Source organism: Mesorhizobium sp. M1066, assembly GCF_040318635.1.
Taxonomy (GTDB): domain Bacteria; phylum Pseudomonadota; class Alphaproteobacteria; order Rhizobiales; family Rhizobiaceae; genus Mesorhizobium.
In genome coordinates, this window is record NZ_JAMYMR010000015.1 from 51085 (window position 1) to 63185 (window position 12101).

12 protein-coding genes are annotated in these 12101 nt (G+C 63.2%); 2 read left to right on the top strand and 10 right to left on the bottom strand.

The window, feature by feature from the left end; all coding sequences use genetic code 11:
- Positions 1-4 precede the first annotated feature (4 nt).
- The 7 genes from NKH52_RS19620 to NKH52_RS19650 all read right to left on the bottom strand — a co-directional run bounded on the left by NKH52_RS19620 (position 5) and on the right by NKH52_RS19650 (position 7594).
- On the bottom strand, positions 5-841 hold the full coding sequence (locus NKH52_RS19620) for an ABC transporter permease (protein WP_502908064.1): 837 nt from the start codon (positions 839-841) through the stop codon (positions 5-7).
- 28 nt (positions 842-869) lie between these two features.
- Complete coding sequence (locus NKH52_RS19625; protein ID WP_031212560.1) at positions 870-1877, bottom strand: ABC transporter substrate-binding protein; 1008 nt, start codon at positions 1875-1877, stop codon at positions 870-872.
- Positions 1878-2077: 200 nt separating this feature from the next.
- The gene (locus tag NKH52_RS19630) at positions 2078-3376 is read right to left on the bottom strand and encodes a hypothetical protein (RefSeq protein ID WP_352732779.1); all 1299 of its coding nucleotides are present in this window, start codon (positions 3374-3376) and stop codon (positions 2078-2080) included.
- 109 nt (positions 3377-3485) lie between these two features.
- Positions 3486-4217, bottom strand: coding sequence for a histidine utilization transcriptional repressor HutC (hutC, locus tag NKH52_RS19635; RefSeq protein WP_352732782.1), 732 nt, complete (start codon positions 4215-4217; stop codon positions 3486-3488).
- 32 nt (positions 4218-4249) lie between these two features.
- Positions 4250-5275, bottom strand: coding sequence for a zinc-dependent alcohol dehydrogenase (locus NKH52_RS19640; protein ID WP_352732784.1), 1026 nt, complete (start codon positions 5273-5275; stop codon positions 4250-4252).
- Between the two features lie 15 nt (positions 5276-5290).
- Positions 5291-6613, bottom strand: coding sequence for a histidinol dehydrogenase (gene hisD, locus NKH52_RS19645; RefSeq protein WP_352732786.1), 1323 nt, complete (start codon positions 6611-6613; stop codon positions 5291-5293).
- A gap of 207 nt (positions 6614-6820) precedes the next feature.
- Positions 6821-7594: an SDR family NAD(P)-dependent oxidoreductase gene (locus NKH52_RS19650; RefSeq protein ID WP_352732788.1), complete on the bottom strand. Its 774-nt coding sequence runs from the start codon at positions 7592-7594 to the stop codon at positions 6821-6823.
- 132 nt (positions 7595-7726) lie between these two features.
- Between NKH52_RS19650 and NKH52_RS19655 the strand changes: the two genes are divergently transcribed.
- Together NKH52_RS19655 and NKH52_RS19660 are read left to right on the top strand one after the other, a co-directional pair.
- The gene (locus NKH52_RS19655; RefSeq protein ID WP_352732791.1) at positions 7727-8830 is read left to right on the top strand and encodes a histidinol-phosphate transaminase; all 1104 of its coding nucleotides are present in this window, start codon (positions 7727-7729) and stop codon (positions 8828-8830) included.
- 212 nt (positions 8831-9042) lie between these two features.
- Positions 9043-9303: a hypothetical protein gene (locus NKH52_RS19660; RefSeq protein ID WP_352732794.1), complete on the top strand. Its 261-nt coding sequence runs from the start codon at positions 9043-9045 to the stop codon at positions 9301-9303.
- A 137-nt stretch (positions 9304-9440) separates the two neighbouring features.
- Here the strand turns inward: NKH52_RS19660 and NKH52_RS19665 are convergent, their stop codons facing one another.
- From NKH52_RS19665 to NKH52_RS19675, 3 genes are read right to left on the bottom strand one after another with little or no spacing between them, the layout of a single operon-like run.
- Positions 9441-10124 (bottom strand): SGNH/GDSL hydrolase family protein, encoded by a 684-nt coding sequence (locus NKH52_RS19665; RefSeq protein WP_352732797.1) that lies wholly within the window; start codon positions 10122-10124, stop codon positions 9441-9443.
- Positions 10125-10180: 56 nt separating this feature from the next.
- Positions 10181-11134: an ABC transporter permease gene (locus NKH52_RS19670; protein ID WP_352732799.1), complete on the bottom strand. Its 954-nt coding sequence runs from the start codon at positions 11132-11134 to the stop codon at positions 10181-10183.
- A gap of 3 nt (positions 11135-11137) precedes the next feature.
- Positions 11138-12100, bottom strand: a complete 963-nt coding sequence (locus tag NKH52_RS19675; protein WP_128303928.1) for an ABC transporter permease — start codon at positions 12098-12100, stop codon at positions 11138-11140.
- Position 12101 lies beyond the last annotated feature (1 nt).

Sequence of the window (12101 nt, forward strand, 5' to 3'; positions counted from 1 at the left end):
GACCTCATTGCGAGCGGCCCTCTTGCTTGAACAGCACCTTTTCCAGCGCCTTCATCACCTGGTCGGTGATGAGGCCGAGCAGGCCAAGCAGCAGGATGTAGCCGATGATGGTGTTGGTCTGGAAATAGCGCTGCGACACGGTGATGCGATAGCCGAGCCCCGAAGTCGCGGCGACAAGTTCGGCCAGCACCAGCCAGGTCCATGCCCAGCCCAGGCTGATGCGCAGCGTATCCCAGATACCCGGCAAGGCACTGGGCACGACGATGCGCGTCAGGATCTTGCGATCCGGCAGGCCGAGCGTGCGCCCAAGGCCGATGAAATCGGCTGGAACCCGTTTCACATTGTCCATGATCATCAGCACCTGCTGGAAGAAGGTGCCGATGAAGATGATCAGGAATTTCTGCGAATCGCCGGTGCCGGCCCAAAGGATGGAGAGCGGCACGAAAGCGACGACCGGCATGTAGCGGATGAAATCCACCAGCGGCTCGATGGCCGCTTCCCAGGAACGGAAACTGCCGATCAGCACGCCGATCGGTATCGACAGGGCCGAGGCGATGAGGAAGCCGATGGAGATACGGTACATCGAGGCTTTGAGGTCCAGCCACAACGTGCCGTCGGCAGCGAGCTTGGCGATCTGCGCCGCGACGCTGCCCGGCGAAGGCAGGAAGATCGGCTTTACCAACCCCAGTCCGGTCGCCGCCCACCAGGCAAGGCCCAGCCCGACGAACACGGCCACCGCGATGATCAGAAAGCGCGACCTGGCGATGGGCACGCCGATCCCGGAGGACCGGCGGCGCCTCGCCTGTTTCGCGAGTCCTGGCGCCGGTCGCTCCCCGGGCATCTGTGTCACCACCGCGATCCAGCCTTGGTCATTCCGCCGCCTTGACGAAGGACGGGTCGATCATCTGCTCCGGCGTCACGTCGGCCTGCAGCAGCTTGGCGTTCTTGGCGGCGGCCTCGACATCGGCGAAGGTCTTGGTGGTGAAGTCGCCTGTCAGCGCCGTCTTGTTTTCGGCGAGCGAATAGTAGCGCACGCCGTCAAAGGCGGTGTTGAGGTCCTTGACGTCCGAACCGACAGCCTTGGCGATGATGGCGCGCCCACCGGGCGTATCAGCATTGTAGTCCTTGAGCGCTGCGTCCCAGCTCTTGATCATGGCCAGCACCTGGCCGGGCCGCGACTTGATCACCTCGTCACGCACCACCAGCACGTCGCTGATCAGGCCGGGATCCTCGCCGGCGGTGAACAGCAGCTTGAGGTCCTTGTTCTGCGCCATGGCGACGGTGAGGTACGGTTCATAAGTCACCGCGACCGGCACCTGGCCGGCGATCAAGGCGCTGCCGGCATCGGACGCCGGCATCGGGACCGGCTTCACATCGTCGATCGACATGCCGTTCCTGGCGAGCGCGTATTTGAGCAGGATGTCGCTCGTCGTGCCTTCCTCGAAGGCCACCTGCTTGCCCTTGAGGTCCGCGATGGAGGTGACGTCCTTGCCGGCGATGATGGCGTCGGCGGTCATGGAGACGTCGAGCAGCAGCACGATCTTCACCGGCAGGCCGGCCGCAACCATGCCCATAGCCGTGTGGGTGGCGATGTTGGCGGCGTCGAGCTGGCCGCTTGCAAGTGCTGCATTGATGTCCTTGTCCTCGGCGAAGTTGACGATCTGGACGTCGCTCAGCCCGTTTGTCTTGAACAGACCTTTGGCCTCGGCGACATGCCACTGGCCATAGCCGAGCCAGGGCTCGATGCCGATCTTGAACGCTCCTGCCTCGGGCGTGGTGGGAATGGCCGCATCGGCCGCGTAGGCTGCCGGGGCGGCGGCGAGCCCGATGGCGGCGGCCATCACAAGCGCGCGAAATTGTCCTGTTAGGTTACGCATCATCTTTGTTCCCCTTGATGATCAGACCGCTTTTTCTAACTGAGGTAGCCGGTCTGGTGAGACTGCGGGTTTCTGCTCTTGCGGCACTGTGCCTCGGCGTCTTACCTGCCACTTCATGGTGAAGTGCGAGGATATTTCAGCGTCAGCGGGAGCGGATGTCAAGGCTAAAATACATACATGCATATACAAGTTGGAAAGACTCAATTTTCCACCTTGGCCGGATCGATCCGGTCGAGGAAACCTGTCACCCGATCGGCTCCGGCAACGGGTTCGCTGCCGACCATGACCGCGACTGAAAAGGCAATGAGGGAAGAGACCGGCGTGTGGCTGCGCGCGCCGGCGCGCAGGTTCATAACCAGCGTCGGCGACAGGAAAAGACCGGCCCGCAGCACCGCGCGCCAATCGGCCGGCAGCATGCCGCGCCGTTTGAGCTCCAGCAGCAATGGCCGCCACAGCGCTGTCGCCTTGACCTCCAGCAGGTCGCGGCGGACGAGGCTCAGGTCCCAGTCCGTGTCGACATGGAGCAGGTTTCCGTCCAGCCGCGCCTGGGCGCGAAAAGCCTCTGTCGCGGTCGCCGGATCATAGAGCCAGAACGGGTGGGCGAAGATATTGTGGAACGTCGCCTTCACCTCCGCCAGCAGTGTCGGGATGTGCGAGCCGGCAAAGGCGGGATCGAAGAAGGACAGCTCCGCCCTCCCCGCCTTCGCCGTGTACCAGACATTGGCGTTGTGGGCGTCGCCATGCGCGACCACGCCGCCGGCATCGGCAAGCCGGTCCGGCCGTAAGCGCACAGCCGCGGCATCGAAAAGCTCACCGATGCTGTCGGTGTACTGCTGGCCGTTGATGACGAATTTCAGCCGGGAAAACCGATCCCAATCCAACTCGGCACCGGGAAAGACGAACGGCTTGCCGATATAGAAATCGGCCAGCCTTCCGCCTGGTGACAAGCGTGTCTCGGCATCGATCAGCCGCTCATGAAACAGCCTGTGGATCGGCTCCGCCGCCACGTCCTCGACAGTGACGGGATGCAGCGTCTCGAGATAGACCTTGAGCAGCCTGGCCGACAGGTCGTGCTCGGCAAGAACGGCTTCTCGCCGCTTGCAGGCATCGTCCTGCGCATCCAGCGCGAACAGCACATCCGAAAATCTCGGATCCGTGCGACGGCGATAGACAAGGATCTGCTCGCCTGGCTGGGCCGACATATGCACGGGCTGGTCGACCGGCAGGCCGGCGCGCGACAGAATCTCGGCGCGGTAATACTCGCCCGTCATCGCCTCTTCCCGCTCCTCCTGATGGAACTTGAAGAAGTAGGCCTTGCCGTCGTCCTCGAAGAAGCCGTTCAACGAATTGAGGCTGTACTTGTCGAAGTTGATGCGGACATTGCGGGGGCGCATCGCGAACAGGTCGCCCAGCAATGCCGCCAGCGCGCTTTGTGCTTCGGCAACATCATGCTGCGCGAGTGCCCGGATCCGCGCCGTGCGGCTCGGTGCCGGCGTCATCTGTCGCTCCTTCCAGCCAGTTCGTTCGCCGAGGGCGAAACCGTTTTCATCGATACATGTATATACATTGGCAGCGGGGCCGCTCCGGCTTGCATTCGACCCGCTTCCGTCAGTTGCTTTTTGAAGGGGAATAGCGGCTGCCGAGCGAGTAGCGGCTGCCGGCATAAGTCAGCTTGCTGATGGTGGCCACCACCGCGCCCGTCCATGTCCGGCGGTGCAGGAAAAGGCAGCAGGCGCCGACATCGATGCCCAGATGCCGCGCCGTTTCGGCATCCGCCGGGATGGCGGAAATGATATGCTCGACCTCGGTCACCGGGGTTTTCTGCATGAGGTAGTCATAGGTCGCCGTCTTCGAAAAATCCTGCTTGTCATAGTCGGGGATGAGGCTCGGATTGACGAAGCGCTCTTCGAGTTGCACCGGCAAATCGTTCTCGAAATTGACGACGACGGAATGATAGATCGAGACGCGCTTTGCGAACTCGAACGACAGCGCCAGCTCCTTTGTCGGCATGATGGTTTCGAGGACGAGGACTTCGGATCGATGCCTGTTGCCGCGCTCGACGATCTCGGCTGCGATGTTGTTGATCTCGATCAGCGTCGATTGCGGCCGCGGTGGCGCGATGAAAGTTCCCACACCTTGCAGACGGATCAGGAATCCCGCCGAGGTCAACTCTCTGAGAGCCCGGTGAACCGTCATCCGCGACACGCCGAGTGAAGCCACCAACTCATTCTCGGACGGCAGCTTGCGATCCTTGCCCCACCGGCCCGTTCCGATGTTGGCCAGGATGTAGTCCTTCACCTTCTCGTAGAGAGGGCTGGCCGTGTCAGGCAAAGTGATCATTTCCAAAGTCCTTTCCGGCGATTCATCGGAAATCACGACTGCTCGACAGGTTGCCGCATGCGGATGATTGTTTTCAAGCCGTCGCTGTGTCCCGCCAACAGCCGCTCATAGGCAGCCGGAATGTCATCCAGGCCGATCTCCTGGTCGATCAGCGCCAACAGCGGTTCGCTGAGCTCACCTAGCATCCGCACGGCCTCGGGCAGCTCATCGGCAAAGGCGTGGCATCCCAGCAACCCGATTTCGCGTTCGACCAGCGTATTGGGATCAATGTCGAGGCGGCCGTGAAAGATGCCCACCATGGCGATCGTGCCGCCGGGATCGAGAACGCCAAGCAACTGGTTGAGCGCCGCGACGCTGCCGGTCGCCTCAATGGCCGCGAGCAGCGGGGCATTGGCGGTTGCGGCGGCAACGGCATCCCGGTTCAGATCGACCATCGTGGCACCCGTCACCCGCGCCACCCGGGCGCAGCGGCTCTGGTTGCGGTCGGCGACGAGCACGATGCCGGCGAAGGTCCGCGACAGCAGCAGCGCGGCAAGACCGCCGATGGGCCCGCAGCCGACGACCAGCACCGAGCCTGCCGTTTTCGGCAGCCGCCGCACCGCATGCAACGCCACCGCCAGCGGCTCGGCCATCGCCGCGACCCGCTCGTCGAGCCCGGCATCGATGATATGCAAGAGCCGTGCGGGCAGCACCGTCTGTTCGGCAAACCCACCGTCGCAGATCTCCCCCACAAAGCCCAGCGACGCACAGAGATGCCGCCTGCCGGCATGACATTGCGCGCAGTCTCCGCACCAGAACCGGGAATCGGCAACCACCCTGTCACCGACCGCGACGCTATCAACGCCTGCGCCGATGGCGATCACCGTACCGGTCAGCTCATGACCGGCCGTCGAAGGCGACCGGCTTATCCATTGGCCCGTGCGGAAATTGTGCAGATCCGAACCACAGATGCCGGCGGCATCGACCCTCAGCTTCACCCAGCCCGCATCCGGCACGCCCGGCGCGGCGATATCCTCGACGCGCAGGTCGCCGGGTCCATAAAGTCGAGCGGCCTTCATCGCGATCGTTTCCGCTCAGCCGGCGAGATAGCGGTCGCGGATTTCCGAGACCGCGTTCTCGTGCGAACTGAAGCCCTCATAGCGGGCAAGCCTGCGGGCATGCAGAGCGAGTTCCGGATAGGCCGCCGAGGTGACATAGCCGACCGACGAGCGCTTGACGAAATCCGTCACCGAAAGCGGGCCGTAGGTCCGCGCCCAGCGGCTGGTCGGCAGCACTGCATTGGGTCCCAGCACGAAGTTGGCCAGCGTCACCGGCGTGTGCGGACCCATCAGGATTTCGGCGGCCTCGGTAATGCGCCCGAGATGGGCGAACGGCTCCGTCGACAGGATCTCGAGATGTTCGGGCGCATAGTCGTTGATGAAGCGGTAGCTGTCTTCCAGCGACGCCGTCAGCACGATGCCGCCGCGCTTGCCGGTCAGCACCGCGCGCGAAAACTCGACACGCTGCTCGGTCATCCGCGACCAATGCTCGGGAAGTGCAGCGAGTGCTGCTTCTGCAACCTTGCGGCTGTGCGTCACCAGATAGGCCGAGGAATCCGGCCCGTGCTCGGCTTCGATCAGCAGGTCGAGCGCGGCAAGCCCGCCGTCGACGCTGTCATCGGCAAAGATGATCGCTTCCGACGGGCCGGCCGGAAGACCTGTGTTGATGACCGACGACAGCACGCTCTTGGCCGCCACCACCCACGGGCTGCCGGGACCGACGATCTTGAGCGCGGGCCTCACCGTCTCGGTGCCGTAAGCGACGGCGGCAACTGCCTGGGCGCCGCCGCATTTGTAGACCGTGCCCACGCCGGCGAGACGCGCGGCGACGAGCGTTGCCGCGTCCACCGACCCATCCGATGTCGGCGGCGTCACGATGGCGATCTGCGGCACGCCGGCAATCACCGCCGGCACCGATGTCATCATCGTCACCGACGGAAAGGCGCCCTTGCCGCGCGGCACGTAGAGCGCAACGGATGCGATCGGCGTGTACCTGTCCCCGGCATAGGCGCCCGGCCGGACTTCCTTGAGCCACATCGTCTCCGGCTTCTGCTCCTCGTGGAAGCGCCTGATGTTGTCGATGCCGAACTGGATGCTCTCGACGACGTCCTTTTCCACCTTGTCGAACGCCGCATCGAACTCGGCTTCCGACACCTGAAGTTCGCCGTCGGCGACATTGGCCTTGTCGAGTTCCCTGGCGAAGCGGATCAAGGCGGCGTCGCCTTCGTCCTTGACGGCCTGGATGATCGGCCGGACCTTCTCAACGAAGACCGTCAGATCGGCCTCGGCGCGCTTCAGCAGACTGGCGCGCTGGTCGGCATCGATGGATGACAGATCGTGGAAGCTGATGTCGGACATGATTGCTCGTCTCCTGGAACTCTTGGAACGCAATGACGGTTGGCCCGTGGATGGCCATAGTTCTGCGGGTCGACAAGCCGACCGGGGCAAGGATCAAAGCCGTAGAGAGGCTTCACTCAGGCAAAAGTATATACATGTATGTATGATGGTCGCCAGCAATTTTTCCATCATCCTTCCCGTCGAAACTGCGGAGACAAACTTGCCTCATCAGATCGAGGCGAGAAAGCCGCCATCGACCGGAATGGACTGGCCGGTTATGTAGGCAGCCGCATCCGAAGCGAGGAACACGGCGATGCCGTGCAAGTCGTGGAGATCACCGAAACGCCGCTGCGGGATCTTGGCCAGCATGGAGTGCTGCCATGCCTCGTTGCTGTAAAAAACGTCGGTCATCGCCGTCCTGAAATAGCCCGGCGCGATGGCGTTGACCCTTATGCCAAGCTCCGCCCACTCCGCCGCAAGGGCGCGGGTCATGCCGAGCAGGCCCGACTTCGACGAGCCATACGGCACCGCGGTGGGAATTCCGACTTCGGATGTCAGCGAGCACAGATTGATGATGGCACCAGGACGGCCGGCGTCGCGCATCTGCCGCGCGGCGGCCTGGGCGCAGAAGAACGCTCCCTTGAGATTCGTGTCGACGATCCTGTCCCACAGCGCCTCGTCGACATCGAGCGAGGGCCGCACCTCCTCCATCCCGGCATTGTTGACGAGAATGTCGAGACCGCCAAGCAGGCTGGCGGCCTTTGCGGTTGCTGCCCGGCAGCGGCCGACATCGGTGACGTCGAGAGCGATGGCGTGCGCCACTCCGCCGGCGGCGCGGATGGCTGCCGTGGTGGCCTCCAGCGAGGCCAGGCTGCGCGCCGTGACCGCGACGTCGGCGCCGGCAGCACTCAGCGCCTCGGCGATGCTGCGCCCGATACCCCGGCTTGCACCGGTGACAAGCGCCCTCCTGCCGGAGAGATCGAAGAGAGAAGCGTTGCGCATGTGATCCTCCTGATCGGTGTCGGCCTCGGCGCCGGTATCAACGCTATCAGATCGCAGATTACATATACAAGCATATACAAACAATTTCAGCTGCGGTACTGATGACGAAATCCGCCGCAAAGGAGCCCACCCGTGTCGAAAGCCTCGGATATGGTCCGCACCGAAGTCAACCGTTTGTCGCCCTACAATTCCGGGCTCACCATTGACGAGGTTATGGAGCGATACGCACCGGCCAGGATCGCCAAACTAGGCTCGAACGAAAATCCGCTCGGGCCCAGCCCGACCCTCGTCACGACGATGCATGCCGGCTCCGAGATGTTCCGCCTCTATCCCGACCCCGCCGGGCGCAAGCTGCGCCAGGCGGTCGGCGACAAATATACTGTCGCCGAGGACCAAATTATCCTGGGCAACGGTTCCGAAGACCTTCTCTCCGTCATCAGCCGTGCCGTACTGCGGCCGGGCGACGCCGTCGTCACCCTCTATCCGTCGTTCCCGCTGCATGAGGACTATGCCACGCTGATGGGGGCGACCGTCAAACGCGTTGTCGTCAACGACGATCTCACCATCAATGTCGATGCGCTGGTCGAGGCGGTGCGCGAACGGCCACGCATGCTGCTGTTCTCGAATCCGATGAACCCGGTCGGCAGCTGGCTCTCCGGCGGCGATCTGTCGAGGGTTCTGGACGTGGTCGGCGACGAGACGCTGATCGTCATCGACGAAGCCTATGCCGAGTATGCCGAGGGCGACGACTATACGTCATCCCTGCCCTATCTCGGAAAGCTGGACCAGCCCTGGATCGTGCTGCGAACTTTTTCCAAGGCTTTCGGCCTGGCCGGATTGCGGATCGGCTTCGGCATCGTCGGTGACCCGGAGCTGCGCGCGCTGCTCGACCGCGTCCGCACGCCTTTCAACGCCAACGGCATGGCCCAAGCCGCCGCACTCGCGGCGCTGGCCGACGACGAACACCTCGCCAGGGTCGTCGCGCTGGCCAGGGCGGAGAGAAAACGCGTCGAGACTTTCCTGGCAAGCAAGGGCCTCGACGTCGCCGCCTCCAGGGGCAACTTCCTGTTCTTCAACTGCCGGCAAGATGCTTCCGCCTTCGTTGAAGGCCTGCTGCGGCAAGGCGTCATCGTCAAGCCGTGGAAGCAGCAGGGTTTTGACACCTATGTGCGCGCCAGCATCGGCTCGGCTGCGGAGAACGACCACTTCATGGCCGTTCTGTCGGAACTGTTGTGAATACACGCTTTGTTCGGGATTCGGACGGGTTAGTTGACCCGCGCCTTGCGGCTGCGATGTGCCAGTTCGGACACGATGTCACTCTGCGGCGCAGTTCGTTGAACGAAGGCAATAGATTTTTTGGGCTTCAAACCGACAGCAGGCCTTAACTTTCGCGGCGTGGGTTTTTACATCTCGGGGGTCTGCAAACGATCGACCCTGAGGAGGCTCCCTTGCAGCAACCAGATGACATCGCCGCCCGCCGATTGGGCATTCTCATCGAGCAATATGTGGAAGCGCGCAAAAAGCACTACGACTATGTGTCGACCGAGCAGGCCTATCGGGCCATCCGGCAGGTCCTCAAACCCGCCATTCCCGATCGCGAACTCGACGACATGGTCGCCGCGCTTGCCGTGAAGAACGGCCTGGCGGTCGTTTTCGACCGCCAAACCAAAGCGTCCGCCGATCATGTCCCTCGGGGCGCAAGGCCCTAGATCAACGCAGGTCTGCAGGCGTCGAGCGCCACATCGATACGGGGCCAAACGGCCCCGTATCGATGTGTATCGCCGGAGGAACGAGCGATACACCTGCGCCATGGGCCTGTGTGCCGCAGGCCGACGGCCTGGCAGCTTCAGGCGGCAGTGCTGACCTTGCCCGGTTCAAGGATCGACTTGACCTTGTCGGCGACGGCGCGCCCCAGATCGGCGTTGTTTGCGGCGGTGAAATGAATTCCGTCGACACCGTCCGTGGTGAGGTAATCGCCGGCATTGAGGAAATCGATCTTCATAAAATCCGCCATCGCCTTGTATTGCCTGGCCAGGTCCTTGGATTTTTCGTGCCCGCCGCCGAACATGCCCTCGAACCACGGATCGGGCATCGGGGTCAGCGGCGGCGGCGCAATGACCAGCGCCTTCGGCGCCGGATAAGGCGTGCCGATGCCCCCGGCGCTGGTCAGGATCTGCCCGACCAGTTTCGCCACTCCATTGGCGATCTCATAGGGCGTCCGGCGGAAATAAGACTTGGTGTCGTTGGTGCCGAGCATGACGATGACCAGGTCGAGCGGCAGATGGCTGGCGATGGCCGAGGGCAGGTAATTGGCGCCGTTCAGGCGCGGATCGTTGGGGTCGTCGAGACAGGTCGTGCGCGCGCTCAGGCCTTCCTCGATGATGTGGTAGCCCGCCCCCAGCGCCGCCGCCATCACACCGGTCCAGCGCTGGTCATAGGGGTAGCGGTAGGTCGGCGACCCCTCCTTGACTGGAACCCAGCCCCAGGTCAGCGAGTCGCCGTAGCACATGATGTTTTTTGGCGGTGACATCCATGTTTCTCCATCTGTTTGCAATTGTCTGAACGCCGACGTTTCGCCGTCTCAAGTCAGGGGTTTCGCACGCGCACTCCATAGAAGATCGCCGCGCCGAGAATGATGACGCCCTGCGCGATGAGCTTGCCGGGCTCGTCGATGCCGAGCACCGTCATCACCACGAACAGCAGCGCAAAGCACAGCGCCCCGAAGAAAGGCCCCCAGACGCCGCCGTCGCCACGACCGAAGACGACGCCGCCGAGGATCGTTGCCGCGACCGCCAGGATCGGCAGGTCGAGGCCGATACGGACGCTGCCGACGGCGATCGAACCGGTCTGCACCAGGGCCGCGATCGCCGCGATCAGGCCGGCGAGCGTATGCGCCAGGATGACCGTGCGCTGGACCGGCACGCCGGAAAAATGCGCGGCTTCGGCATTCTCCCCGACCGAAGCGACGTAGCGGCCAAAGACGGTCCGCGACAGAAGCAGCCACACCGAAGCGGTCAGCAGGATCCAGAACAGCACCGGCGTCGGAACCGACAGGAATTTCGTGTTGTATAGGTCGTTGAACGGCTTCGGCACATCGCCGGGCGGGTTCCCGCTCGACAGGAATTGCACCAGCCCGACCAGGATGATGCTGACCGCCAGCGTGACGATGACGGCCGACACCCGCCGGCTGCCGATCATGAAGCCGTTGAACAGGCCGATGACGAGGCCGGTGGCGAGCGCCAGAACGACGTAGAAAGGCATCGACGCGCCGGGGAAAGTGCCCGACGAGATGAAATAGTTGATGAGCAGGATGATGCCGCCGCCAGAGAGGTCGATCGACTTCACCCGCATGACGACGAGCTGCCCCAGCACCAGGATGCCAAGCGGCACGATCTGCCTGACGAAGATGCCCATGATGTTGAGATTAAGCATGTTCGGCCGCGCGATCCACAGCGTGGCCAGCAGCACGATGAAGACAAAATAGGACGGCGGGATGCGCAGCAGACGCCGGGCAATCGGATTTGCGAGAACGGCGGCCATCGCTCAGAGCCCCATTTTCTTGCGGGATTGCAACCCGACCACCGCCAGCAGGATGCCGCCCTTGATCGCTGTCTGAACAAAGGGCGAGACGTTGGCGAGGTTCATGCCATTGGCCAGCAGCGCCATGACCAGCGCGCCGATCACCGTGCCGTGCAGGCTGCCTATGCCGCCGGAGAGCTGGGTGCCTCCAAGGGCGACGGCGGTGACGGTGTCGAGTTCGAAAAGCAGCCCGACATTCGGATCGCCCGACACGATGCGCCCGGCCAGGAAGACACCGGCAACGGCCGCGAAACAGGAACAGACCACATAGGCGAGGATGATGTTGCGACGGTCGGAGACGCCAAAATTGCGGGCAGCACTTTCAGCGCCCGAAGCAATGCCGCCGCCAATCGCAAACAGATGCAGCCCGTATCGCGATCCATAGAGCAGTTTCCACGCTGCCAGGATCACGACGATGCCCCAGAAAACCGGATAGGGAACGCCGAGGAAACTGCCTGAAACGGCATCGATGACGATCTCCGGCACCGTACCGCCGGACACAGGACGCAGGATGCGCGTGATGCCGAGCACGATGTACTGCGTCGACAGCGTCGCGATGATCGGATGGACGTTGAAACGGGTGATCGCCAGGCCGTTGATCAGCCCGATGAGTGCCGCCAGCACGAAGACCGCCGGGATCAGCACGACAGCCGGCTGATCGAGCGCCAGCACCGCCGTGGTGAAGCTGATGACGGAGCCGACCGACAGATCGAGCCCGCCGATGAGCACGACCACCAACTGTCCGATGGCCGCGATGATCAGCGGCATTGCCTGGGCCACCAGGTTGAAGAGGTTTTCGGCCGTGGCAAATTGTGTCGTCTCGACGGTCAGCCACAGCGAAATGAACAAGGCGACCAGCAGTGGCAGGCCCCACAGGCCTTGCCGCGTGTTCCGGCCACTCAGGATGTTGAACAGCGAGCGAACCATG